The following is a 24,195-nucleotide window of genomic DNA, read 5'->3' as shown; positions in this document are numbered from 1 at the left end:
ACGTGGACTGGTACGCCGTCCGGTGCGTGTTCGAGTGGACGTCCTGGGAGGGGCGGACCTACGAGGAGCGGATCACGCTCTGGCAGGCCGCCTCGGCCGAGGAGGCGATCGCCCTCGCGGAGGCGGAGGCGCTGACGTACGCGGCCGACAACGGCTTCAGGTACCTGGAACTCGCCCAGTCCTACCACCTGTACGACACCCCGGGTCAGGGCGCCGAGGTGTTCTCACTGCTCCGGGACAGCGGGCTGGAGCCTGAGCAGTACCTCGACGCGTACTTCGACACCGGCGGCGAGCACCTCACTGACCAGGCGTGACCAGGCCGGATTCGTAGGCCAGCACCACGGCCTGGGCGCGGTCGCGCAGGTCGAGCTTGGCGAGGATGCGGCCGATGTGGGTCTTGACGGTCTGTTCGGCGAGGACGAGCCGTTCGGCGATCTGCTGGTTGGACAGGCCCCGGGCGATGAGTTCGAGGACTTCGGTCTCGCGCGGGGTGAGGCCGTTGAGGCGCAGGGCGTCGCGGCGCGGGGCGGGGCGGGTGCGGGCGAAGTCCTCGATCAGGCGGCGGGTGACGGAGGGCGCGAGCAGCGCCTCGCCGGCGGCGACCACGCGGACGGCGGCGATCAGGTCGGCGGGCGGGGCGTCCTTGAGGAGGAAGCCGCTGGCCCCGGCGCGCAGCGCCTCGTATACGTAGTCGTCCACGTCGAAGGTGGTGAGCATCAGCACCTTGGGGCGGCGCGCCGCGGCCGGGTCGAGCAGGCGGCGGGCGGCCTCCAGGCCGTCCATCACCGGCATCCGGACGTCCATCAGGACCACATCCGGGTGGGTGCGCCCGCTGGCCTCCAGGGCCTGGGCGCCGTCTGCGGCGTCCCCGACCACGTCGATGTCGCTCTGGGCGGCGAGCAGCGCGGCGAAGCCGGCCCGGACCATGGCCTGGTCGTCGACGATCAGTACGCGGATGGTCATGCGGTGGGCTCCCCGGGGTGTTCGATCGGCAGGACGGCCGCGACCCGGAAGCCGCCTTCCGGGAGCGGGCCGGTGTCCAGCCTGCCACCCAGCAGGCGGACGCGTTCACGCATCCCCGTCAGCCCGTGCCCGGTGCCACCGGTCTCGACCGCCGGGCCGTCCGTACCGGCGGCGTTGACCACGGTGATCCGCAGTGTCTCGTCCTCGGCGGCCAGCGACACCCAGGTCTGCGCGCCGGGCGCGTGCCGCACCACGTTGGCCAGCGCCTCCTGCACGATCCGGTAGGTGGACAGGCCCACGGCGGGCGGGAGTTCGCCCAGCGCCTCGACCTCGGGGGTGACGGTCAGCTCGGCCCGCACGCCCGCCTGGGCCACCGTCTCGACCAGCCCCGGCAGATCGCCCAGGCCCGGCTGCGGCAGCTTCTCCGAGGTTTCGGAAGCGCTGCGCAGCACCCCGAGCAGGCGCCGCATCTCGGTGAGCGAACCCCGGGCGGCGGCGGCGATCGAGCCGAACTCCTCGACGGCCTCCGGCGGCAGGCCGGTCAGCCGGTACGGCGCGCTGTCGGCCTGCACGGTGATCACCGACATGTGGTGGGCCACCACGTCGTGCAGCTCACGGGCGATCCGGGCCCGTTCCTCGAGCAGGGTGCGCTGCGCCCGCTCGGTCTCGCTGATCGCCTCCTGGGCGCTCAACAGCCGCTGCGCCTCGGCCCGTTCGCGCAGGCTGCCGACGATCAGCAGGGTCACGGCGGAGAGGGCGAGCACCAGCAGGCTGTTGTTGGAGCGGTAGTGCAGGCCGTCGAAGAACAGGGGCAGCCCCAGGCAGCCGGCGGCGGTGGCCAGCCAGACGGCGAACAGCGTGCGGCGGCTCTCCCGCAGGGCCAGCGGCACCATCAGCAGGGTGTAGCCGATGATGCCGGGCACCGACCAGGGCCACCCCGCGTCCGGCGCGTCGTCCTGGACGGCGGTCAGGACACCGGTGAGCAGGTCGGCGGTGCCGACGATCCACCAGGCCGGCAGCGGGCGGCTCACCGAGAGCAGCAGCGGCACGGCCTGCCCGACGGCCAGGCCGCCCGCGAGCGCGGGGGCCAGGTGGTAGTCGTTGCCGAGCACCAGGACACCGGTGGGCAGCAGCGCGGCGGTGGCGGCGACCCCCAGCACGTACGGCAGCAGCCGCAGCCAGCGGCGGGTGCTCGCCGAGAGCAGCACCGACTGGTCGGCGGACGGGCGGAGCAGGGCGCCCAGCAGGGCTCGAAACGTCTGCGGGGCTGTCATGGGGGCCAGCCTAGGAGGCGGGGCGGCCCGCGTCGTGCCACCGGGGTAGCAACCCGGGTCATACCTGGGTAGCACGGCACGGCGACGTCGGTGGCCGCGAATCGAGGCAGGGGGTGGTCGCGGTGGAGCGGCGGAAGGTGATCGGGATCGGGGCCGGGCTGGCGGTGCTGCCCGCCTGGTGGGCGCTGCGCCAGGTGGTGAACGACCCCGGCGGGGGCTGGCACACCGACAGCGCGCCGCTGGAGCGGGCGTTCCCGCTGATCGGCCCGCTGACCGAGGCCCGCTGGGTGAGCAGCCGGGACGACGACCGCGGCGTCCCCGCACCGGAGTTGGTGATCTCGGGCCTGGCCCGGCTGGCCCCCGGCGGTCTCGACCGGCTGACGGCGGCGCACCCCTTCGAGGCCGCCCGGCCACCGGCGGAGTTCACCTCCTGGTTCGAGCAGCCGCTCAAGGGCCAGGGCCCGAAGGACCCGCAGTGGATCCGCTCGCCCTACCTCGACCGGGACGGCAGCGGCCCGGCCGTCAAGCTGTGGTTCGACCGCCGTAGCTCCACCGTCCGCTTCTGGGCCCTGAACCCGTACGGCTGAGGCCTGTCCGGCCGATCGCGCCGGACCGGCCTCAGCCGCGCCAGCGGCCGGTCAGGGCCGGGCCGAGCTGGTCGAAGTGGCGTTCGATCAGCTGGATCATCGACTCGGGCCCGCCGGTGCCGGCGGTGTCGGCCTCGGCGCTCCAGGAGAGGTGGGCGCTGCGCAGGACGCCGCTGAAGACGGCGGCCATCACGCGGGGGCGCAGGTCCTCGGCCGGGTCGAGGCCCTCGCGCTCGGCCAGGATGCCGGTGACGACCAGCTCCTGCTCGGTGATGCGGCGCAGGTGGGCGGCGAGCAGGGTCGGGGTGGTCTCGATCAGCTGGATGAGCTCGAGCGCCGTGGTGATGGTGCTCGCGCCGCCTTCGGGGGCGGCGCCCAGCTCGCGCCAGGTCAGCACGATGGCGTTGCGCAGCGCCTGGATCGGGGTCTCGGCGGCGGGGCGGGCCCGCAGGTGCGCGATGAAGTGGTCCTCGGCCTCGGCGAGGACGGCGAGTGCGACCTCGTCCTTGTTGGCGAAGTAGCGGAAGAAGGTGCGCTGCGAGACGTCCACGGCGGCGGCGATCTCGTCCACGGTGGTGTGCGCGTAGCCCTGGACCAGGAAGAGCTGGTGGGCGGCCTCGACCAGGGCGTCCCGGGTGCGGCGCTTCTTGCGTTCGCGCAGGCCGAGGGCAGGGCCGAGAACGGCGCCGGGGTGGACGGGGTCCGTGAGCCGCGCGGTCATGGCGAGGGGCCTTCCGACGTGGGTGTGTCGTGGTCAACTCTAGCGTTCTGACATATGTCAGCCATTAGCAGAAGACAGTGTTTGCCGAATGTCAGGCACTGACATATTGTCCTTCGAGAGTGGCGCCCGTCCGGCCGGACGACTCGTGGGGACGGGTGGGCCGGGGCGCCACTCCCCAGTCCTGTACTCCCGGAGGGCCCCAGCCATGAGTCAGTCCGTCCAAGCCCGCAAGGCCCCGGCCCCGGCCGGGCCCGCCGGGGGCAGCAGCCTCAAGGGACACCCCTGGCTGACGCTGCTCACCGTCGCCGTCGGCGTCATGATGGTCGCCCTCGACGGCACCGTCGTCGCCATCGCCAACCCGGTCATCCAGACCGACCTCAAGGCCTCGCCCGCCGACATCCAGTGGGTCACCAGCGGCTACCTGCTCGCGCTCGCGGTCTTCCTGATCACGGCAGGCAAGATCGGTGACCGGTTCGGCCACAAGAGCACCTTCCTGGTCGGCGCGGCGGGCTTCGCCGCCACCTCGGCGGCGATCGGCTTCGCCACCAACATCCAGACCGTGATCGCCTTCCGGGTGCTGCAGGGCCTGTTCGGCGCGCTGCTGCAGCCCGCCGCGCTCGGTCTGCTGCGCGGGGCCTTCCCGGTCGAGAAGCTGAACATGGCGATCGGCATCTGGGCCGGCGTCATCGGCGCCTCCACCGCCGCCGGGCCCATCGTCGGCGGCCTGCTGGTCGAGCACGTCAGCTGGCAGTCGGTCTTCTTCATCAACATCCCGGTCGGCCTGATCGCCCTGGCGCTGGGCCTGTGGATCCTGCGCGACGTCCGGGCCGAGAACGCCGCGAAGTCCTTCGACATCCCGGGCATCCTGCTGCTCTCGGCCGCGATGTTCATGCTGGTCTGGGGCATCATCAAGGCCCCGACCTGGGGCTGGGGAGACGCCAGCACCCTGCTCTTCCTCGGCGGCGCGATCCTCGCGCTGATCGCCTTCGCGTTCTGGCAGACGAAGGCGAAGGAGCCGCTCATCCCGCTCAGCCTGTTCCGCTCGGTGCCGCTCTCGGCGGGCACCCTGCTGATGGTCCTGATGGCCTTCGCCTTCTTCGGCGCGATCTTCTTCGTCACCTTCTACCTGCAGAACGTGCACGCCATGACGCCCGTCCAGGCCGGCGTCCACCTGCTGCCGATGACCGGCATGATGATCATCGGCGCCCCGGCCGCCGGTGCGGCGATCGGCAAGGTCGGCCCGCGGATCCCGATCGTGGTCGGCATGCTGCTCACCACCACCGCGATGTACGGGATGTCCACCCTGGACACCGACTCGGGCACCGGCGTGATGTCGCTCTGGTTCGTGCTGATGGGCCTGGGCATCAGCCCGGTCATGGTCGGCGCCACCGAGGTCATCGTCGGCAACGCGCCGCTGGAGCTGTCCGGCGTCGCGGGCGGGCTGCAGCAGGCCGCGATGCAGGTCGGCGGCAGCCTGGGCACCGCCGTGCTCGGCGCCGTGATGGCTTCCAAGGTCAGTTCGGTGCTGCCCGGCAACCTCACCGCCGTCGGCCAGGCCCTGCCGCCCGGCCCGCAGGGCGAGGGCCTCAAGCAGGCCGCCCAGCTCGGCCTCACCCCGCCGCTTCCCCCGGGCACCCCGGCCGCCGTCTCCGAGGGCCTCTCCACCGCGATCCACCACTCCTTCGTGAGCGGCATGTCGATGGCCTTCGCCGTGGCCGCGGTCGTCGCCTTCGCGGCGGCGGTGCTCGGCCTGCTCACCAAGCGCGGGACGACGGACGCGGGCCCGGCCGTCCACATCTGACGCCTCCCGCCACTACTGACGCGCCGTCCGGTCCCGTGCCGGGTCATGTGGGTGCTTTGGATCTGTCCGTTGCTGCTGCCTGAGCACTCCCCGCCAACGGCTGCGGCAACAGGAGCGGAGCGTCACTGTCCGCACAGCCAGGAGTGCGGCCGGAGGGGGTACGCCCCTCCGGTCGCACTCCTGCATGACGAAGCCACTCAGCATCAAGCCGTTCGTCCCCCACGGCCACTCCCCTTGCCTCAGCCTGGGACCCGCTCACCAGCCCCACCACGGTCGCGCACCCGGGGCTGCCGGCACGCCCTGACGGCATCCTCAACCCTGCGGGCGAGGGTGTCTCCCGCAGATCAGCCCGTAGGCGGGGGCGACCTACGCGCACGTCCACCAGGCCCGCGGCTACTTCCTCTCCGCGTCTGCGACCAGCTGCTCGGCGACATCGTGCGGTACTTCGGCATAGGAGTGAAAGCGCATCGTCCAGCTCGCCCGCCCCGCCGTCCTGCCCGCGAGGTCGCCGGTGTAGCCGAGCAGCCCGGACACGGGCACCAGGGCCTTCACGACCCGGCCAGCGGCGTACTCCTCCCGCGCCTGGACCTCGCCGCGGCGGGAGCCTAGGTCGGCGATGACGTCCCCCAAACAGTCCTCGGGTGTGCTGACCTCCACGGCCATCACCGGCTCGACGAGTACCGGGTCGGCCTGGCGCACGGCCTCCCGGAGAGCCCTTGATCCGGCTTCCCGGCAGGCGACTTCGGAGGAGTGGACCTCGTGGAAGAGGCCGCCGAGCAGCGTGACGCGCACGCCGATCACCTCACAACCGGCGATGACGCCGACCTGCATCGTGTTCTGGCAGCCGGCGTCGACCGAAGGGACGTACTCCGCCGGAATTCCACCACCGGCGAGGCTCGTGAACTCGTACCGGGCGCCGTCAAGGGCGGTCGGCTCGATGCCGATCCGCACCCGGGCGTACTGATCGGCGCAGCCGGTCTGCTTGCGGTGGGTGTACTCGACGCACTCGACGGCCCTGCGGATGGTCTCGCGGTAGGCGACCTGCGGCCTGCCGACGTTGGCCCCGACCTGGAACTCGCGCTCCAGGCGGCCGACAAGGACCTCGAGGTGCTGTTCGCTCATGCCGCCGATGAAGGTCTGGCACGTCTCCTCGTCCGTGTGGACCCGGAAGGAGGCCTCCTCCTTGGAAAGGTGTGCGAGCGCGACGCCGAGCCGTTCCTGGTCGGCCTTCGACCGGGGTTCGACGGTGACCTGGAGAACCGGAGCGGAGTTGCCCACGGGCTCCAGAACCACCGGCTGTATGCGGTCGGACCGCGTCCCACCGTTGAACGTGTTGTTCGGACCCATGACGGCGACGATAGCGCCGGCGCCCGCCAGGAGTGGACGGCCGGGCCGTCACCTTCGGCCGCGCGGACGGAACGGCCAGCCCCGAGAACCGGTTGGACGGTCCCGCACCGAGCGTGGGATCTTGGCGGATCATGTGCCGGCCCGGAGGCGCGCCGGGCAGCCTGCGCGACCCCAGACCGTACGTCGACAGCACGGGGCCGCGCGACTTTTCGACGCCGACCGCGACACCGAGAGAGATCAACGACTCCACATGGACATCACCACCACGTTCGGGCTGACCGAGACCGACTTCCGCAGAGCGATACGCAACAGCCCTGCTGCCCGCACACTGTCGGCATTCGGGGTCCTGTTCCTGCTGATGAGTCTGCTCAAGCTCGTCGTCGATGCGGAGCCGAATCTCTGGTGGATGGCCTTCGGCCCCGGGCTCCTGGCCTACACCGAGCTCGCCGTCGTCCGCCAGGCCACCAGGAAGAGCGCTCCGCTGCTCGCCGAGCCCTGGACCGTACGGATCACCGAGCAGAACTACGGCCTCAGCACCGCCGTCAGCCAGGCCGAGGTCACGTGGAGCGCGTACCGCCAGGTGACCTCCCGGTCCGGCTTCTGGTACCTGCAGCAGACCAACAGAGCCGTCTCCTTCCTCCCCCAGCACGCCTTCGACGAGGCGCAACTCGCCCAGGTGTCGGCCTTCTTCGCCGACCGGCTGCCGCCGCTCAAGCGCCCCTGGTACCTCCCGTTCTCGTGACCGCGGCACAGTCGGCGGCCCGGCCCGGCCCGGCCCGGCCCGGCCCGGTTCGGGGAACAGTCAGGCGGAACGCCGCGGGCTGGGGTCCGAACCCGCAGAAGCGAGGCGGCGCGTCGTACGGTCGGCCAGCGCGAGCATGCTCAGGCCGAACATCGCGACGCCCAGCGGGAGATGGACGGCGGGGACGTGCGCGACACCGAGGACGACCTGGACCGAGGCGAGGGCCAGGAAGCCGACGGCCTGCCACACCGGGCGGGCCGGGCCGCCGCCCGGCTTCCAGGCCAGCACCGCCGCCAGGACGTACAGCATCGACGCGCCGTACATCACCCGGGCGCCGATGCCGTGCAGCGTCTCGCCGTACGAGGCGGTGAGCAGCAGTCCGGCGGAGACGGCCTGCAGGAAGATGGTCAGGGTCTGCAGGGCTATGGCGAACTGCAGGAAACGGGCGCTCATGTCGGGGCCTTTCGGTCGGTCGGTAAGGTCTCACCGACCCGACGACACGGGGCTGCGAAAGGTAAGGCGGGGGCGATGGGGGCGAGGGCCGACGAGGTGGCCGGTGAGCGGGGGCAGCTGATCAACATCGCCTACCGGCTGCTCGGTTCGCTGACCGAGGCCGAGGACGCCGTACAGGAGGCGTACGCCCGCTGGTACGCGCTGGCGGCCCCGCGGCGGGCGGAGATCGCGGCCCCGGGGGCGTGGCTGACCACGGTGACCGGGCGGATCTGCCTGGATGTGCTCGGCTCGGCCCGGGCCCGCCGGGAGCGGTACGTCGGCGCGTGGCTGCCCGAGCCGCTGCCCGAACCGGCCGATCTGGCCGACCAGGTGGTGCTGGACGAGTCGGTGAGCATGGCCTTCCTGGTCGTGCTGGAAGCGATGACGCCCGCCGAGCGGGTGGCCTTCGTCCTGCACGACGTCTTCCGTTACCCCTTCGCCGAGATCGCCGCCGTGCTCGGCCGCACCCCGGCGGCCTGCAAGCAACTGGCCTCCAGCGCCCGCCGTCGGGTGCCCGCCCCCGCCGCCCCGGCGGCCGGGCAGACGGAGGCAGTGCGCGGGCTCAAGCAGGCCTGGGAGGCGAAGAACATCGCGGCCCTGGTCGGGCTGCTCGACCCCGCCGCCGTCCTGACCGCCGACGGCGGCGGGCTGGCGGGCGCGGCGCTGCGCCCGGTCGAGGGCGGCGCGCTCATCGCGCAGTACATGGTTGCCGTGGTCGACCGGGCGCCGGGGCTGGAGCTTCTGGAGCGTACGGTCAACGGCCGCCCGGGCTTGGTCGCCTGCCGGGACGGCGTGGTGCTGACGGTGGCCGCTTTCGACCTGACGGGAGAGGGCCGGATCAGCCGGATCTGGGTGGTCCGCAACCCGGAGAAGCTCAGGGTGTGGTCCGCCAACCAGCCATCTGTGCCTGGAAGGTGGGGCAGGTGACGATGTCCTGCCGGCTGCACCGCAGGGCGTGCTCCAGGAGCTGGTGGGCGTGGTCGAGGTCGGTGCGCAGTTGCTCGATCTCGGCGAGTTTGGTGCGGATCATCGCGGCTCGCCGGGGCTGGTCCTCCTGGAACTCCCGGATCTGGGCGAGGGTGAGCCCGGCCTGCTGGCACTTGCGGAGCAGGACGATCCGCCCGGCGGCCTCCGCCGGGTAGCGGCGTTGGCCGCTGTGGCGTTCGGGCGCCGGCAGCAGGCCGTGGCGCTCCCAGTACCGGATCGCGGAGGCGGGCACCCCGGTCAGTTCGGCCAGTCGACCGATCGTCATCAGCACTTCGTTCCTCCTGGCCCTGTGCCGTCGCTTGACTTGAACCATAGTTCAAGTCGGAGGCTTGCGGTCAGCGGGACGGCGGCGCAACAGGGCCGCCGACCAGGAGACTTGGAGGTGCTGCGATGGCAGGCACAGTTGAACCGAAGGATCTGGCCGACCAACTCGTGGAGGCGGCACGGCAGCTCTTCGTCGCCGGGGTGATGTCGCACTCCGGCCACGCCAACCTGAGCGTGCGGCTCGACACCGGGCGGTTCCTGCTCTCCCCGGGGTGGGTGCGCGACCTGCGGCCCGAGCAGTTGGCGACCCTCAGCCTCGAGGGGGAGGTCCTGGACGGCGAACTGCGCGCCGCCGGAGCCGAGATCATCGCGATGCACGCCGCCGTCTACCGCGCCCGCCCGCAGGTGGGAGCGGTGATCCACACCCACTCGCCGGCCGCGACGGCCTTCGCGGTGGCCCACCGGCCGCTACCGTGCCGCACCGAGCCGATGCTCCGCTTCGGGCAGGCCGAGGAGGTGCCGGTGGTGCCCTGGGGGCCGCGCGGGTCGGACGTCTCGGTCCGGGGCGTCGCCGAGGTGCTGGAGCAGCGCCCGACCACGTCCGCGGTGCTGCTCGCCAACCACGGCCTGCTGGTCTTCGGCCCGGACGCCGCGGCCGCCGCCCTGCTCGTGACGGCGATCGAGGAGAGCGCCGAGGCGGAGATCGCGGCGAAGGCGCTCGGCGGGGCCGTGGACTTCCCCGACGGCGCCCTGGAAGCGGTCCGCGCGTCGATGGCCCGGGCCGCCCGATGACCCACGACGAGAACACCGCGCGCGCCGAAACCCTCCGGGACCGCTACCGCGAGACCCTGGGCGCCGTCCCGCACGGCGCGGAGGAGCGGCTGCAGGTGGCCCAGGCGCTCGGCCGGCTCCACACGGAGGAGGCCTTCATGGCGCTGCGGCACATCGTGCTGACCGACAGCCCGCTCGGCGCCCGAGTCCAACAGCTCGTCCACTTCGGCCAGTTGCTGGCCCTCGGCCGCCCGGGCCCGGCCCGGATCCACGCCATCGGCGCCCTGCACGCGGGCGCGGAGCTCGCCGAGCTGGCCGGGGTGGCCGAGACAGCCCTGATCACCTCGGGCACCCCGGCCTACGCGCTCGGCATCGAGATCGTCGCGGAACTCCTTCGGAGTGCCGAAGGGTTCAGCGCTGCGCCGTGAAGACGTGGGCGACGGCGCCGCCGCTGAAGGCGGTGGTGCTGCTCGGCGTGAGGGTGAGCGGGGCCTCGAAGAGCCGCTCACCGCCGCCGAGGACGACCGGGTGGACGATCAGCCGGTACTCGTCGATCAGCCCGGTGGCGACCAGGGCCCTGGCCAGCCGGGCCCCGCCGTGGGCGAGCAGGTACCCGCCGGTGTGCTCCTGCTTGAGCCGGGTGACGGCCTCCGCGAGGCCCCCGCCGACGATGGTCGTCCCGCCCCACCCGGCGGTCCTGAGCGAATCGGAGAACACCACCTTGGGGATCTCGTTCATCGGCTCGGCGAACGGCCCGGCGGCGGTGGGCCAGTAGGCGGCCATCGCCGCGTACGTGGTGGCACCCATGAGGTGCGCACCGGCCTTGCGCACGGTCTCCACCACCCAGGCGAGCGAGTCGGCGGAGCCCCCTGCCGCGATCCAGTCGCCGCTGCCGTCCGCCGGTGCGACGTAACCGTCGAGCGACACGGACATCTTGAGTACCAGTTCGGCCATGCTTCTCTCCCCGGGCGGACGGTGCGTCAGCTCCATGGTGGGGCCCGCCACTGTCAGCCGGGGGCTGGAAGACGGACCTCAGGCCCGGACGGCGGCCAGGATGCGGGCGGTGACCAGGGCCGGGGCGTCGGTGGGCAGGGCGTGGCCGGCGCCGGGGACCAGTTCGGTCCGGGCGGCCGGGCAGTGGGCGGCGAGGCGGGCGGCCACGGCGGGCGAGTCGTGCAGGGCGCTGCGCTCGCCGAGGAGGACCTGGACGGGGACCGGAAGGCCGCTCAGCTCCTCGTCGGTCAGGGCGGACGGGACGGGCAGGGCGCGGCGGAAGCCCGTCGAGGCCCGCATCAGGGTCATCAGCTCGGTCTCCAGGATCGCGCTGTTGCCGACCAGCCGGGCCAGCCGGGGGCGCAGCGCGCGCGGGGCCAGGGCGGCCAGGCCGCCGGCGACGACCCAGCCGTAGAAGCGGCGGTCGAGCGGGGCCAGCCCGGCCGGTTCGACCAGGGTGAGACCGGCCACCCGGGGGCCGGGGTGGTGCAGCTGGTGGCTGAGGGCCAGCCAGCCGCCGTAGGAGCAGCCGACCAGGTGGGCACCGGTCACGTCCAGCGCGGTGAGCAGCTCGTCCAGCCAGGCCGCGCCCGCCCGGCCGTCGGCGATCGGGGCGCGCTGCACGCTGGCGCCCGGCTCGCCCACGGTGTCCACGGCGATCACCCGGTGCTCGCGGCTCAGCTCGGCCAGGTACCGGTGCCACATCAGGGAGTTGCCGCCCGAGCCGGGGAGCAGCACGATCGGCCCGCCCCGGGCCGGGCCGCAGAGGTACGCCCGGGTGGTGCCGTAGGAGGTCGGCAGGTCGAGGGCGGTGTGCCCGCCCGGCCACAGCTGCGCCAGCGCCCGCTCGTACGCCGCCGTGAAACGGGCCCGGGCCTGGTCGTTCCTGAATTCGCCGATTCGCATGATACATCTGTATCACAGCATGATACGGGTGTACCAGAGAGCGAGGAGGCGGCAGGATGGCCGCGCAGGTCGACCATGAGGAGCGCCGGCGGCAGATCGCCGAGGCGCTGCTGCGGATCGCCGACACCCAGGGGCTGCAGTCGGCGAGCATGCGGGCGGTCGCGGCCGAGGCCGGGGTCTCGCTGCGGCTCGTGCAGTACTACTTCTCGACCAAGGAAGGGCTCCTGATGGACGCCCTGGCCCGGCTCGGCGGCCAGCTGCAGGCCCGGATGGCGAGCTGGATCAGCGCGGCGGGCGACCCGCCCACCCCGCGCGCCATGATCACGGCGGTGCTCTCCTGCATCCTGCCGACCGACCCGGAGAGCCGCCGGATCACCCGGACCTACGCCGCGTACTACACCCTGGTGCTCAGCGACCCGGCGCTGGCCGAGCAGCACGTCACCGCCCAGCCCGACCTGCTCGAGGGCTTCCTCGCCAAGCAGCTGCGCGCCGCCCAGGAGGCCGGTGAGGCCGACCCCCGCCGCAATCCGGAGCTGACCGCCGCCGGGCTGCTGGCCATGGTCAACGGGCTCGGCTCCAGCGTGCTCGGCGGCCAGCGGGACGGGGAGGCGGCGCTGGCCGTGCTCGGGTACCACCTCGACGAGCTGTTCGCCCGGCCCGGGCCGAGACTTGAGGTATGAACGGCGGGCGGTTACTGGCCGGGCGGTATCGCTTGGGGGAGCGGCTCGGCAGTGGCGGAATGGGCACGGTCTGGGTGGCCCGGGACGAGCTGCTCGACCGCGAGGTGGCGGTGAAGGAGCTGAGCGCCTCGGGGGTGCCGGAGAGCGAACTCCCGGCCCTGCAGAGCCGGATGCAGCAGGAGGCGCGGGCCGCCGCCCGGATCAAGCACCCCGGCGTGATCACCATCCACGACGTGCTCGAACAGGACGGCCGCCCGTGGATCGTGATGGAGCGGATCGACGGCCGCTCGCTCGCCGAGGTGATCGCCACCGAGGGCACCCTGCTCCCGCGCGACGCCGCCGGGATCGGCGCCCAGCTGGTGCTGGCGCTGGCCGAGGCGCACCGGCTCGGCGTGCTGCACCGGGACGTGAAACCGGCCAACGTGCTGCTCGAGCGCGGCGGCCGGGCCGTGCTCACGGACTTCGGCATCGCCCGGCTGGAGGGCACGCCCGGGCTGACCCGCACCGGGGACATCGTCGGCTCGCCCGACTACATCGCCCCCGAGCGGGCGATGGGCCACCGCCCCGGCCCGGAGTCCGACCTCTGGTCGCTGGGCGCCACGCTGTACGCGGCGGTCGAGGGCGACTCGCCGTTCCACCGCACCACCACCCTGAGCACCCTGCAGGCCGTGATCACCGACCCCCTGCCCCCGCCCCGCCACGCGGGCGCCCTCACCCCCGTCCTCGAGGCCCTGCTCCGCAAGGATCCGGCCGAACGCCCCACCGCCACCGAGGCCCACCAGGACCTGCTCGCCGTCTCCGCCGCCCGCACCTCCGGCACGGCCCTGCACCCCGTCACCGAACGGGCCGCCACGCCACCGACCGAGTACCCGCTCCCCGCCCCGCCGTCGGCACCCCCGCCCGCACCACCCCGGCGCCGGCGGACCGGCCTGATCGCCGCCGCGGCGGCCCTGGCCGCCCTGCTGGTCGGCGGTGTCGCCTTCGCGGTGGTCAACAGCGGCAGCTCCGCCAAGCAGCCGACGGCCGCCGCCACGGTCACCGTCCAACCGAGCCCGACGCCGACACCGACGCCCAGCCCCACGCCGACCCCGGCACCCACCCCCACCCCCGCACCCACCGCCACCGTGCAGGTGACCCAGACCGTCCAGCTGCCGCAGGCCCCCGTGCAGCCCACCGTCCAGGCCGCCCCCGCCGGCTACCGCTGGGTGGACGACCCGGCCGGGTTCCGGGTGGCCGTACCGCAGGGCTGGACGCGCAGCGAGGCGAGCGGCCAGATCGACTACTCGCCGGACGGCGGTACGCACCTGCTGCGGTTCGGCCTCACCCCGGCGGCCGCCCAGAGCTCGCTCGCGCACTTCCAGCAGCTGGAACAGACCGTCGGCACCCTGCCCGACTACACCCGCCTGGTGCTCGACCCGAACACCTACCAGGGCCGCGCCGCCGCCCTCTGGGAGTTCAGTTGGACGGACACCCAGCGCGGCCCCCGCGTCGCCGCCGACGAGGCCTACATCGCCGGGAACGGCACCGAGTACGCCGTCTACCTGAGCGTCCCCGCCGCCGACTGGACCCAGGGCCAGCAGACCTTCGCCACCGTCCTGGACAACTTCGCCCCGAAATGACCGAAGGGCCCGGCGTGCCGGGCCCTTCGGTCATTTCGGGGCAGCTCAGGCGTCGCCGCCCGCCGCACCCGGGTCGGCCGCGGCCACGTCCAGGAGCTGGTAGCGGTCGACGGCCTCCTTCAGCGCGTGGCGGTCGATCTTGCCCTGCTTGGCGAGCTCGGTGAGCACGCCGAGCACCACCGACTGCGCGTCGATGTGGAAGAAGCGGCGCGCCGCACCACGGGTGTCGGCGAAGCCGAACCCGTCGGCACCGAGCGACTGGTACTGGCCCGGCACCCAGCGCGAGATCTGGTCCGGCACGGCCCGCATCCAGTCGGAGACGGCCACGAACGGGCCCTCGGCGCCGGTCAGCTTCTGCGTCACGTACGGGACGCGCTGCGGCTCCTCGGGGTGCAGGAGGTTGAACTCCTCCGCCTCGACGGCGTCGCGGCGCAGCTCGTTCCAGGAGGTCGCGGACCAGACGTCGGCCTTGACGTTCCACTCCTCGGCGAGGATGCGCTGGGCCTCCAGGGCCCACGGCACCGCCACGCCGGAGGCGAGGATCTGGGCCGGGATCTGGCCGGCGGTCGCCGGGGCGTACCGGTGGATGCCCTTGAGGATGCCCTCGACGTCCACGTTCTCGGGCTCGGCCGGCATCTTGATCGGCTCGTTGTAGACCGTCATGTAGTAGAAGACGTCCTCGCCGTGCGGGTGCTCGGCGGAGGAGCCGTACATGCGGCGCAGACCGTCCTGCATGATGTGCGCGATCTCGAAGCCGTACGCGGGGTCGTACGCGACGACGCCCGGGTTGGTCGAGGCGAGCAGCAGCGAGTGGCCGTCGGCGTGCTGCAGGCCCTCACCGGTCAGGGTGGTGCGGCCGGCGGTGGCGCCGATCACGAAGCCGCGGGCCAGCTGGTCGGCCATCTGCCAGAACTGGTCACCGGTGCGCTGGAACCCGAACATCGAGTAGAAGACGTAGACCGGGATCAGCGGCTCGCCGTGCGTCGCGTAGGACGAACCGGCGGCGATCAGCGAGGCGGTGCAGCCGGCCTCGGAGATGCCGTCGTGCAGCATCTGGCCGGTCGGCGACTCCTTGTAGGCCAGGAGCAGGTCGCGGTCGACCGACTCGTAGGTCTGGCCCAGCGGGTTGTAGATCTTCGCCGAGGGGAAGAGCGAGTCCATGCCGAAGGTGCGGTACTCGTCGGGCGCGATCGGCACGAAGCGGTTGCCGATGCCCTTGTCCCGCATGAGGTCCTTGAGCACCCGGACGAACGCCATGGTGGTGGCGATGGTCTGGTTGCCCGAGCCCTTCTTGACGGCCTTGTACGCGTCGTCGCCCGGGAGCTCCAGCTGGCGCGGCCGCACCTTGCGGGTGGGCACGTAACCGCCCAGCTCGCGCCGGCGGTCGTGCATGTACTGGATCTCTTCGGAGTCCTTGCCCGGGTGGTAGTAGGGCGGGTAGCCCTCGTCGAGCTGCTTGTCCGTGATCGGCAGGTGCAGGCGGTCGCGGAAGCGCTTGAGGTCCTCGACCGTCAGCTTCTTCATCTGGTGCGTCGCGTTGCGGCCCTCGAAGTTGGGGCCCAGCGTCCAGCCCTTGACGGTCTGGGCGAGGATCACGGTCGGCTGGCCGACGTGCTCGCGCGCCGCCTTGAAGGCCGCGTACACCTTGGCGTGGTCGTGACCGCCGCGGCCCAGGTGCTGGATCTGCTTGTCGGTCATGTTCTCGACCATGGCGCGCAGGCGCAGGTCGCCGCCGAAGAAGTGCTCGCGGATGTACGCGCCGGTCTCGGTGGCGTACGTCTGGAACTGGCCGTCGACGGTGGTGTTCATCTTGTTCACCAGCACGCCGTCGCGGTCCTGGGCGAGCAGCGGGTCCCAGCTGCGGTCCCAGATGAGCTTGATGACGTTCCAGCCGGCGCCGCGGAACTGCGACTCCAGCTCCTGGATGATCTTGCCGTTGCCGCGGACCGGGCCGTCGAGGCGCTGCAGGTTGCAGTTGACGACGAAGGTCAGGTTGTCCAGGCCCTCACGGGCGGCCAGGGAGAGCTGGCCGAGCGACTCGGGCTCGTCCATCTCGCCGTCGCCGAGGAAGGCGTAGACGTGCGACTGGGAGGTGTCCTTGATGCCGCGGTGCTCCAGGTACCGGTTCATCCGGGCCTGGTAGATCGCACCGAGCGGGCCGAGGCCCATCGAGACGGTGGGGAACTCCCAGAAGTCCGGCATCAGCCGCGGGTGCGGGTAGCTGGAGAGGCCGTACGGCGCCTTGGACTTCTCCTGCCGGAAGGCGTCGAGCTGCTGCTCGGAGAGCCGGTCCAGGAGGAAGGCGCGGGCGTAGATGCCGGGGGAGGCGTGGCCCTGGAAGAAGATCTGGTCGCCGGACTCGCCGTCCGCGTCCTTGCCCCGGAAGAAGTAGTTGAAGCCCACGTCGTACAGGGACGCGGAGGAGGCGAAGGTGGCGATGTGCCCGCCGACGCCGATGCCCGGGCGCTGCGCCCGGGAGACCATCACGGCCGCGTTCCAGCGGGTCGCGTTCAGGACCTTGCGCTCGATCTCCTCGTTGCCGGGGAAGAACGGCTCGTCCTTGGTGGCGATGGTGTTGACGTAGTCCGTGCTGCGCATCTCGGGCACGGCGACACGCTTCTCGCGGGCGCGCTCGATCAGGCGGAGCATCAGGTAACGGGCGCGCTCGCGCCCCCGCTCGTCAATGGCCGCGTCGAGCGACTCCAGCCATTCCGCGGTCTCCTCGGGATCGAAGTCCGGGACCTGACTCGGAAGGCCGCCAATGATGATCGGGTTGCGATCTGATCCGGAAGCCACGCTGTTCCTTCACTGTCGGTCGTAACTGAGGTGTGTCGCGCCGCCTCCATCGTCTACCGCTGCTCGGAGATCCGTCATCTCTACCGATCGGTAACCGCACCGGGTGCTGCAAAACCGGGTACTACAAGGAGGTGGTCCGACCTTTACCTGAGGTTGTTCAGGCGCTCGACCAGCCGATGGCGGCCGGTCGAGGTGAGGGCCAACAGGAGACTCTACGCCCGCGAGGGTGCAGCCCCCGAATGGCGTTCGCATATCGGTCAGCTGTCCGGTCCGCCACGGTCGGGCCACAGGTCGGCATCCGCAGCATCACGGAGGCATACAGAAAAGGGCAAATCGGTGTGATTCACGGCACACCACTCGGCGTGTCCGGCCCTGTGGCGTCAACCTTTGGGTGGGATCGGGGAGCGGGTACTTGCGCGAACCGCCACTCCCGTGTGGACTACGGCCAAGCCTCGGCATGATGCCGAGCCGAATACTGGAGGTTATTCCCGTGAGCGCGACCGCGGACCCCGCGGACAAGTCCAACCCGGCGCACCGTCTCGGCTTCACCGCCGGGCAGGTCATCCAGGAGCTCGGGTACGACGAAGACTGTGACCAGGAGCTGCGTGAGGGCGTCGAGGACGTCACCGGCACCGAACTCGTCGACGAGGACTACGACGACGTCGCAGACGGCGTCCTGCTGTGGCACCGCGAGGAGGACGGGGATCTCACCGATGCCCTCGTCGACGCCCTGGACTACCTGGCCGACGGCGGCCTGATCTGGCTGCTGACCCCCAAGACGGGCCGTGACGGGCACGTCGAGGCGCACGAGATCGCCGAGGCCGCCCAGACGGCCGGTCTCTCGCAGACCAGCTCGGTGGCCGTGGCCAAGGACTGGGCCGGCACCCGCCTGGCCTCCCCGAAGGCCGCCAAGACCGGCAAGCGCTGAGCGCTCGAAGAGCCTGTCGGCCGAGCCCCGCCGGAGCCTGCTCCGGCGGGGCTCGGCCGTCTTCGGCCGGAATGAATGTTCATTCCGGGGTCGTCTCCGGTCGTCTCCGCCCGCCAGGCCTGGAATGAATGTTCATTCCGGAGGCCGCGTTCACTCACGGCGAATCGGGGCGCCACGCGGGCTTGCCTCTCCGCCACGCGGGCCCGCCTCACCCGTTCGGCGGATTCGGCCGGAACTGATGCGAGGATGCCCCTAGCGGCAAGGGCCGCGGCACCTGCGTAGGAAGGCTCCACCCCCTATGGCGATCGAGGTCGGCACCCAGGCTCCGGACTTCGAGCTGAAGACCCAGCACGGCGAGCTGGTCCGGCTCTCCGACTTCGCGGGGGAGCAGCACGTCCTGCTGGTCTTCTATCCGTACGCCTTCACCGGCGTCTGCACCGGTGAGGTCGGCGCGCTCCAGCGGGCGCTGCCGGGCCTGCAGAACGACTCGGTCCAGCTGCTGGCGCTCTCCTGCGACTCGCCCTTCACGCTGCGGGTCTTCGCCGAGCAGGAGGGCCTGGGGTTCCCGCTGCTCTCCGACTTCTGGCCGCACGGCGCGGCGGCCCGCGCCTACGGCGTGTTCGACGAGACGAAGGGCTGCGCGGTGCGGGGCAGCTTCGTGATCGACAAGGCCGGGGTGGTGCGCTGGTCGGTGGTCAACGGCCTCCCGGACGCCCGGGACGTCGAGGAGTACCTGACCGCCCTCGCGGCTCTCTGAGCGCCTGCCCTCCGTTCCGGGGAACCCTGCCCTACGATCGGGCCGTTGACAGGACACCAGCGGCATTTGGAGGACCAGTGGGAGTCAGCCTGAGCAAGGGTGGCAACGTCTCGCTCACCAAGGAGGCGCCCGGGCTCACCGCCGTGGTCGTCGGCCTCGGCTGGGACGTGCGGACCACCACCGGCACCGACTTCGACCTCGACGCGAGCGCACTGCTCTGCAACGAGGGCGGCAAGGTCGGCTCGGACGGGAACTTCGTCTTCTTCAACAACCTCAAGAGCCCGGACGGCTCGGTCGAGCACACCGGGGACAACCTCACCGGTGAGGGCGAGGGCGACGACGAGGCGATCAAGGTCAACCTGGCCGCCGTGCCGGCCGACGTGGCGAAGATCGTCTTCCCGGTCTCGATCTACGACGCCGAGGCCCGGAACCAGAACTTCGGCCAGGTCCGCAACGCTTTCATCCGCGTGGTGAACCAGGCCAACAACCAGGAGATCGCCCGCTACGACCTCTCCGAGGACGCCTCCACCGAGACGGCCATGGTCTTCGGCGAGCTCTACCGCAACGGCGCGGAATGGAAGTTCCGCGCCATCGGGCAGGGCTACGCCTCGGGTCTGCGCGGGATCGCGCAGGACTTCGGGGTCAACGTCTGACGCTCGGTCGTCAACGTCTGACGCTTGGTCTGGGGCCGGGGCCGGGGAAGACCATCTTCCCGGGCCCCGGCCCTCTGCATGCCCACGGCCCCCCACCTGCCGCTTCGCCCCGCCGACACGGGCGGAGTTCAGCAAGTTCAGCGGGGCGGTAAGCGCCCGCTGGGGGTCGTGGGGGCATACACATTGGGTTATTACATCCCCGGCTACGGGGGAACGGAGGACGTACAACCATGAGTGTCACGCTCGCGAAGGGCGGGAACGTCTCGCTGACCAAGGCCGCGCCGAACCTCACCCAGGTTCGGATCGGGCTGGGTTGGGACGCCCGGTCGACCACCGGTGCCCCCTTCGACCTCGACGCCAGTGCACTGCTGTGCAGCGGCGGGAAGGTGATGGGCGACGAGTACTTCGTCTTCTACAACAACCTGAAGAGCCCCGAGGGCTCGGTCGAGCACCAGGGCGACAACCTCACCGGTGACGGCGAGGGGGACGACGAGGTCGTGCTGGTCAACCTCGATCTCGTCCCGGTGCAGGCCGACAAGGTCGTCTTCGCGGTCTCGATCTACGACGCAGACGCCCGGCTGCAGAACTTCGGGCAGGTCGGCAACGCGTACATCCGGGTGGTGGACGCGCTCACCGAGCAGGAGATCGCCCGCTACGACCTCACCGAGGACGCCTCCGGCGAGACGGCGATGATCTTCGGCGAGCTCTACCGCTACCAGGGTGAATGGAAGTTCCGCGCGGTCGGCCAGGGCTATGCCTCCGGGCTGCGGGGAATTGCCCTCGATTTCGGGGTGAACGTACAGTAAACCCCTTGTCAAGTACATGAATGTGAAAGGTAACTGACTCCGTGTTCCTCCGTACATTCGGATGGTCCTTCGCCATCACGATCGTCGGCCTCATCGCGGCCGGCCTGATCTGGGGGGCCGAAGGATTCGGCGTGGTGCTGATCCTCTCGATCCTCGAGATCTCCCTGTCGTTCGACAATGCGGTCGTCAACGCCACCGTCCTGAAGCGGATGAACCCGTTCTGGCAGAAGATCTTCCTCACCGTGGGCGTGCTCATCGCCGTCTTCGGTATGCGGCTGGTCTTCCCGCTCGCCGTGGTGGCCCTGACGGCCCATCTGAACCCGGCCACCGTGATCGACCTGGCGCTGGACTCCAGCAAGACCTACAACGGCAGCAACTACGGTGACTTCCTGCAGGCGGCCAACCCGGCCATCGCGGCCTTCGGCGGCATCTTCCTGCTGATGATCTTCCTCGACTTCGTGCTGGAGGAGAAGGAGTTCAACTGGCTCAGCTGGCTGGAGAAGCCGCTGGAGAAGATCGGCAAGCTGGACGCGCTCTCCTCGGTGATCGCCCTGGTGGTGCTGGCCGTGTCGGCCAACCTGTTCGCCGAGGGCAAGGCCGAGACGGTGCTGCTCGCCGGTCTGCTGGGCCTGGCCACCTACTTGGCGGTCAACGGGCTCTCGGGCGTCTTCGAGTCCGGCCTGGAGGCCGAGGAGGAGGCGGAGGAGGAGGCCGAGCGCAAGGGCAAGCCGCTCGTGCTGGCGGCGGGCAAGGCCGCGTTCTTCCTGTTCCTCTACCTCGAGGTCCTGGACGCCTCGTTCTCCTTCGACGGGGTCGTCGGCGCCTTCGCCATCTCGCAGGACATCTTCCAGATCACCCTGGGCCTGGGCATCGGCGCGATGTACATCCGCTCGCTGACCGTCTACCTGGTCCGCAAGGGCACCCTGGACGACTACGTCTACCTGGAGCACGGCGCGCACTACGCGATCGGTGCGCTGGCGCTGATCCTGCTGGTCTCGATCAAGCACCACATCCCGGAGATCGTCACCGGTCTGATCGGGGTCGCCTTCATCGGCGCGGCGCTGGTCTCCTCGATGATCCGCAACAAGCGGGAGCAGGAGCTCGAAGAAGCGTCCTAGTCGAAGCACGGAGGGGCGTACGGAACTCGGTTCCGTACGCCCCTCCGTCGTTTCCGGGCTCAGCTCTCGGCTCAGCCGAGCTGCTGCTCGATCGCGCGCAGCTTGCGCTCCAGGGAGTCGAGCTTGGGCATCGCCAGGGTGTCGTCATCGGCCGTCAGGTCGATGGTGCTGCTGCGGGGCTTGCTCAGGTAGGCCGGCTCGAGAGCGGTCCGGTCGTAGCTCTCGCGGGTGGAGGTGGCTACCTCGGCGGCTAGGGCAGGCTCCGTAGCGGGCTGGCCGTCTCCGCCGCCGGCGGTGAGGGCGGGCACCTGGCGGCCCCCGCGGGCACGGGCCAGCACACCGGTCTGACGCGAGATGGCCTTCAGCTCGGCGCGCTCGCGGCGGTCGGCGTTGCGGGCGCGGAGCTTGGCGTCCTGCTTGGCCTGGCGCTCCTCGCGCACCTCCTCGACGGCTTCGTCCAGGCTGCGGACGTTCTCCAGCAGCATCAGGGACCAGGCGGCGAAAGTCTCGCGGGGGGCGCGGATCCAGCGCACGATGCGGATCTGCGGGAGCGGGCGCGGGATCAGGCCCTGCTCGCGCAACGCGGCGCGGCGGGTCTGCTTCAACGCGCGGTCGAACAGGATGGCCGCCGAGATCGACATGCCGGAGAAGAACTGCGGGGCGCCGTCGTGCGAGCCGCCGCGCGGGGCGTGCACCCAGTTGAACCAGGCCGAGGCGATGGCGAACACCCAGACCAGCAGGCGCGAGCCGAGCGCGGCGTCACCGTGGCTGGCCTCGCGGACGGCGAGGACGGAGCAGAACATCGCGGCGCCGTCGAGACCGAACGGCACCAGGTACTCCCAGCCGCCCGAGAGCCCGAGGTTCTCGGTGCCGAAGCCGACCAGGCCGTGGAAGGAGAGGGCGGCCGCGACGCCGGCGCAGCAGAACAGCAGCACGTAGGACGCGATGCCGTAGACCATCTCCTTACGGCGGCGGCGCTCCTCGCTCCGCTCCCAGGAGTCACTGGAGTCGTCGTTCTGGCCGTTGTTCTTGACACGCAGCAGCGCCACCATCACGGCGACGAACAGCAGGGCGGAGCCACCGACTACGGCCCAGACCAGCTGTATGGAAGAGAGGTTCATCGGGGGTCGAGCCTCGGCTTTCGGCGGGAAGGTACACCTGTGCGGCTGGGACCATATCGCATCCGAGGGAACGGCATCGTACGGGAGTTGACACTGGGTCCGCTTTCCGTGACTGTCGGAGATCTGACGGGCTGCCGGTCCGGACAGGTCAGCGGCCGGATGCCCGGCTCGGGTGGGCGCGGAAATGGGGAGGCACGATGGTCTCGGTCTGGGAGTTCCTGAAGGGGGACCGGAACACCTTCGACACCGGCGGGCAGCACAAGATCACGCTCACCAAGTCCCAGCCGCAGCACGCGATCACGGGCCCCGCCGCCACCACCGGCTACCTGTACGTGAACCTGCACTGGACCACCCGCACCGCCGAGCCGGCCCGGGGCAGCGCGCTGCGCAAGCTCTTCGACCCGCGCATCCTGCGGCCGATGGAGCCGACCTCCTACCAGTCCCAGCAGGTCAACGTCGACCTCGACCTGGCCTGCATGTACGAACTCACCGACGGCACCCGGGGCGTGGTGCAGCCGCTCGGCCAGCTCTTCGGCGACCTCCAGCGCCCGCCGTACATCAAGCTCAGCGGGGACGACCAGTACGGCGCTCCCTCCGGCGAGACGATGTACATCAACCTGGAGAAGAAGGACCAGTTCAAGCGGCTGTTGATCTTCGTCTACATCTACGACGACACGCCCGCCTTCGACCGCACCCACGCGACCGTCACCATCGTGCCGCAGAGCGGCCCGCGGCTGGAGATCAGCCTCGACGAGCGGGCCGCCACCGCGCGCTCCTGCGCGGTGGTGCTGATCGAGAACACCGGGGACGGGCAGCTGACGGTCCGTCGCGAGGTGCGGTACGTGCACGGATTCCAGTCGGACCTGGACCGGTTGTACGGCTTCGGCATGCAGTGGCAGCGGGGTTACAAGGGCGGGGAGTAGGGGTCAGCGGGGCTGGAACTGGGGGCCCTGCGGGGGGAGTGCGACCTGGGGCTGGGCGGGGTGCGGCACGGGCGGCTGCACCGGCTGTGTGATCGGCTGCGGGGCCGGCTGTGGCGGGTAGCCGTAGGCGGGCTGGGGCTGCTGGTAGCCGGGGTGGGTGTAGGCCGGCTGGGTGTAGGTCGGCTGAGGGTGGCCGTAGGCCGTCGGGGCGGGCTGCTGGTAGCCGGGGTGGGTGTAGGCCGGCTGCGGCTGGGCGTAGGCAGGCTGGTGAGGGGCGTACGTCGGCGGCGGGGGCGGTGCCACGGGCTGCGCGGGCAGGGTGGGGGGCGTCGGGGCCGCGGTGGCGGTCGGGACGGGCTGGGGAGCGGCCAGGGCGTAGCTCTCGGGCTCTTCGTTCCGGGGCTGCTGCGCCTCGGGCTCGTCCTGGGTCTGTGCTGCTTCGGGCTGCTGCGCCTCGGGCTGGTCCTGGATCTGGTCCTGCGGCTGGTCCTGGGACTGGCCCTGCGGCCGGTCCTGGGGCTGGAGCGTCTCGGCGGCGGCGCCGGGGCAGTCCGCGTCGTCCACGGTGATGCCGAAGTCGGTGGCCAGGCCGCTGAGGCCGCTCGCGTAGCCCTGGCCGACGGCGCGCAGCTTCCAGCCGCCGTCGCGGCGGTAGAGCTCGGCGGCGACCAGGGCGGTGACCTCGCCCGCGTCCGTCACGGCGAACTCGGCGACCGGGGCCGCGCCCGGGCCCGCGGTGGCCTCGTGCAGCAGCAGGCGCAGCCCGGCCACGGCCGGGAAGGAGCCGCCCTCGGCCGAGGCCGCCAGCACCACCCGGTCCACCTCGGGGGGCAGCCGGTCGAGGCCCGGCTGGCCTGGGTGCCGCGCCGGGCGGGGGAGCGCGGGCGGCGGCGGCCGTCACCGGGCGCCCGCCGGGCAGCAGCCCGGGCAGCGCACCGGCCTCGAT

Annotated in this window: 25 protein-coding genes and 1 pseudogene; 15 read left to right on the top strand and 11 right to left on the bottom strand. The window is 71.5% G+C overall.

The annotated features are described in order from the left end of the window. The first annotated feature begins 2 nt into the window (after positions 1–2). Positions 3–314: a hypothetical protein gene (locus ABT095_RS09955; RefSeq protein WP_350528836.1), complete on the top strand. Its 312-nt coding sequence runs from the start codon at positions 3–5 to the stop codon at positions 312–314. Here ABT095_RS09955 and ABT095_RS09950 read toward each other — a convergent pair. Together ABT095_RS09950 and ABT095_RS09945 are read right to left on the bottom strand one after the other, a co-directional pair. After that, on the bottom strand, positions 298–963 hold the full coding sequence (locus ABT095_RS09950; protein WP_350528835.1) for a response regulator: 666 nt from the start codon (positions 961–963) through the stop codon (positions 298–300). The two genes, ABT095_RS09955 and ABT095_RS09950, sit on opposite strands and share 17 nt — an antisense overlap. Then, the gene (locus tag ABT095_RS09945) at positions 960–2,237 is read right to left on the bottom strand and encodes a sensor histidine kinase (protein WP_350528834.1); all 1,278 of its coding nucleotides are present in this window, start codon (positions 2,235–2,237) and stop codon (positions 960–962) included. The genes ABT095_RS09950 and ABT095_RS09945 overlap by 4 nt, the downstream gene beginning before the upstream one ends. Before the next feature lie 137 nt (positions 2,238–2,374). On the opposite strand from ABT095_RS09945, the gene ABT095_RS09940 reads away from it, so the two are divergent. Next, on the top strand, positions 2,375–2,824 hold the full coding sequence (locus ABT095_RS09940) for a hypothetical protein (protein WP_350528833.1): 450 nt from the start codon (positions 2,375–2,377) through the stop codon (positions 2,822–2,824). A 31-nt stretch (positions 2,825–2,855) separates the two neighbouring features. On the opposite strand, the gene ABT095_RS09935 is transcribed toward ABT095_RS09940, so the two are convergent. Further along, complete coding sequence (locus tag ABT095_RS09935; protein ID WP_350528832.1) at positions 2,856–3,545, bottom strand: TetR/AcrR family transcriptional regulator; 690 nt, start codon at positions 3,543–3,545, stop codon at positions 2,856–2,858. A gap of 205 nt (positions 3,546–3,750) precedes the next feature. Between ABT095_RS09935 and ABT095_RS09930 the strand changes: the two genes are divergently transcribed. Next, on the top strand, positions 3,751–5,346 hold the full coding sequence (locus ABT095_RS09930; RefSeq protein ID WP_350528831.1) for an MFS transporter: 1,596 nt from the start codon (positions 3,751–3,753) through the stop codon (positions 5,344–5,346). Between the two features lie 393 nt (positions 5,347–5,739). On the opposite strand, the pseudogene ABT095_RS09925 reads toward ABT095_RS09930, so the two are convergent. Beyond that, a pseudogene (locus ABT095_RS09925) lies at positions 5,740–6,717 on the bottom strand (translation factor GTPase family protein); the annotation flags it as partial. A gap of 226 nt (positions 6,718–6,943) precedes the next feature. On the opposite strand from ABT095_RS09925, the gene ABT095_RS09920 reads away from it, so the two are divergent. Next, positions 6,944–7,435 (top strand): YcxB family protein, encoded by a 492-nt coding sequence (locus ABT095_RS09920; RefSeq protein WP_350528830.1) that lies wholly within the window; start codon positions 6,944–6,946, stop codon positions 7,433–7,435. A 60-nt stretch (positions 7,436–7,495) separates the two neighbouring features. Here ABT095_RS09920 and ABT095_RS09915 read toward each other — a convergent pair whose 3' ends face one another. Then, entirely contained in the window at positions 7,496–7,888 is a 393-nt protein-coding gene (locus ABT095_RS09915; RefSeq protein ID WP_350528829.1) for a hypothetical protein, read from the bottom strand. Positions 7,889–7,963: 75 nt separating this feature from the next. On the opposite strand from ABT095_RS09915, the gene sigJ reads away from it, so the two are divergent. After that, positions 7,964–8,854 carry an RNA polymerase sigma factor SigJ gene (gene sigJ / locus ABT095_RS09910; RefSeq protein ID WP_350528828.1) on the top strand — a complete coding sequence of 297 codons (891 nt, stop codon included), beginning with the start codon at positions 7,964–7,966 and terminating at the stop codon, positions 8,852–8,854. Here sigJ and ABT095_RS09905 read toward each other — a convergent pair. Continuing rightward, positions 8,802–9,179 carry a MerR family transcriptional regulator gene (locus tag ABT095_RS09905; RefSeq protein ID WP_350528827.1) on the bottom strand — a complete coding sequence of 126 codons (378 nt, stop codon included), beginning with the start codon at positions 9,177–9,179 and terminating at the stop codon, positions 8,802–8,804. The two genes, sigJ and ABT095_RS09905, sit on opposite strands and share 53 nt — an antisense overlap. A 125-nt stretch (positions 9,180–9,304) precedes the next feature. Between ABT095_RS09905 and ABT095_RS09900 the strand changes: the two genes are divergently transcribed. After that, a complete protein-coding gene (locus tag ABT095_RS09900) occupies positions 9,305–9,970 on the top strand; it encodes a class II aldolase/adducin family protein (protein ID WP_350528826.1) in 666 nt (221 codons plus the stop codon). Continuing rightward, positions 9,967–10,377: a carboxymuconolactone decarboxylase family protein gene (locus ABT095_RS09895; RefSeq protein WP_350528825.1), complete on the top strand. Its 411-nt coding sequence runs from the start codon at positions 9,967–9,969 to the stop codon at positions 10,375–10,377. Before ABT095_RS09900 ends, ABT095_RS09895 begins: the two co-directional genes overlap by 4 nt. Here ABT095_RS09895 and ABT095_RS09890 read toward each other — a convergent pair. Together ABT095_RS09890 and ABT095_RS09885 are read right to left on the bottom strand one after the other, a co-directional pair. Then, entirely contained in the window at positions 10,361–10,903 is a 543-nt protein-coding gene (locus ABT095_RS09890; protein WP_350528824.1) for a dihydrofolate reductase family protein, read from the bottom strand. The two genes, ABT095_RS09895 and ABT095_RS09890, sit on opposite strands and share 17 nt — an antisense overlap. A 78-nt stretch (positions 10,904–10,981) precedes the next feature. Further along, the gene (locus ABT095_RS09885; RefSeq protein ID WP_350528823.1) at positions 10,982–11,848 is read right to left on the bottom strand and encodes an alpha/beta fold hydrolase; all 867 of its coding nucleotides are present in this window, start codon (positions 11,846–11,848) and stop codon (positions 10,982–10,984) included. 56 nt (positions 11,849–11,904) lie between these two features. Between ABT095_RS09885 and ABT095_RS09880 the strand changes: the two genes are divergently transcribed. Next, the gene (locus ABT095_RS09880; RefSeq protein ID WP_350528822.1) at positions 11,905–12,528 is read left to right on the top strand and encodes a TetR/AcrR family transcriptional regulator; all 624 of its coding nucleotides are present in this window, start codon (positions 11,905–11,907) and stop codon (positions 12,526–12,528) included. After that, the gene (locus tag ABT095_RS09875; RefSeq protein ID WP_350528821.1) at positions 12,525–14,147 is read left to right on the top strand and encodes a serine/threonine-protein kinase; all 1,623 of its coding nucleotides are present in this window, start codon (positions 12,525–12,527) and stop codon (positions 14,145–14,147) included. Before ABT095_RS09880 ends, ABT095_RS09875 begins: the two co-directional genes overlap by 4 nt. A 45-nt stretch (positions 14,148–14,192) precedes the next feature. Here the strand turns inward: ABT095_RS09875 and aceE are convergent, their stop codons facing one another. Then, positions 14,193–16,943: a pyruvate dehydrogenase (acetyl-transferring), homodimeric type gene (aceE, locus tag ABT095_RS09870; RefSeq protein ID WP_350528820.1), complete on the bottom strand. Its 2,751-nt coding sequence runs from the start codon at positions 16,941–16,943 to the stop codon at positions 14,193–14,195. Positions 16,944–17,433: 490 nt separating this feature from the next. On the opposite strand from aceE, the gene ABT095_RS09865 reads away from it, so the two are divergent. The 5 genes from ABT095_RS09865 (at position 17,434) to ABT095_RS09845 (ending at position 21,205) form a co-directional block, all read left to right on the top strand. Next, positions 17,434–17,871, top strand: a complete 438-nt coding sequence (locus ABT095_RS09865; RefSeq protein ID WP_350528819.1) for a DUF3052 domain-containing protein — start codon at positions 17,434–17,436, stop codon at positions 17,869–17,871. Positions 17,872–18,169: 298 nt separating this feature from the next. After that, complete coding sequence (locus ABT095_RS09860; protein WP_350528818.1) at positions 18,170–18,628, top strand: peroxiredoxin; 459 nt, start codon at positions 18,170–18,172, stop codon at positions 18,626–18,628. 77 nt (positions 18,629–18,705) lie between these two features. Further along, positions 18,706–19,281, top strand: a complete 576-nt coding sequence (locus ABT095_RS09855; RefSeq protein ID WP_350528817.1) for a TerD family protein — start codon at positions 18,706–18,708, stop codon at positions 19,279–19,281. A gap of 230 nt (positions 19,282–19,511) precedes the next feature. Continuing rightward, entirely contained in the window at positions 19,512–20,087 is a 576-nt protein-coding gene (locus ABT095_RS09850) for a TerD family protein (protein ID WP_350528816.1), read from the top strand. Between the two features lie 41 nt (positions 20,088–20,128). Beyond that, on the top strand, positions 20,129–21,205 hold the full coding sequence (locus ABT095_RS09845; RefSeq protein ID WP_350528815.1) for a DUF475 domain-containing protein: 1,077 nt from the start codon (positions 20,129–20,131) through the stop codon (positions 21,203–21,205). Between the two features lie 71 nt (positions 21,206–21,276). On the opposite strand, the gene ABT095_RS09840 is transcribed toward ABT095_RS09845, so the two are convergent. Next, positions 21,277–22,326, bottom strand: coding sequence for a DUF2637 domain-containing protein (locus ABT095_RS09840; protein ID WP_350528814.1), 1,050 nt, complete (start codon positions 22,324–22,326; stop codon positions 21,277–21,279). A gap of 197 nt (positions 22,327–22,523) precedes the next feature. Between ABT095_RS09840 and ABT095_RS09835 the strand changes: the two genes are divergently transcribed. Next, positions 22,524–23,249, top strand: coding sequence for a TerD family protein (locus tag ABT095_RS09835; RefSeq protein WP_350528813.1), 726 nt, complete (start codon positions 22,524–22,526; stop codon positions 23,247–23,249). Between the two features lie 3 nt (positions 23,250–23,252). On the opposite strand, the gene ABT095_RS09830 is transcribed toward ABT095_RS09835, so the two are convergent. Beyond that, positions 23,253–24,062, bottom strand: coding sequence for a TerD family protein (locus ABT095_RS09830; RefSeq protein WP_502884846.1), 810 nt, complete (start codon positions 24,060–24,062; stop codon positions 23,253–23,255). Positions 24,063–24,195: the final 133 nt, after the last annotated feature.

Origin of the sequence: Kitasatospora sp. NPDC002227 (assembly GCF_040296285.1) — a bacterium.
Taxonomy (GTDB): domain Bacteria; phylum Actinomycetota; class Actinomycetes; order Streptomycetales; family Streptomycetaceae; genus Kitasatospora.
This window is presented reverse-complemented; position numbering and strand designations above follow the sequence as displayed.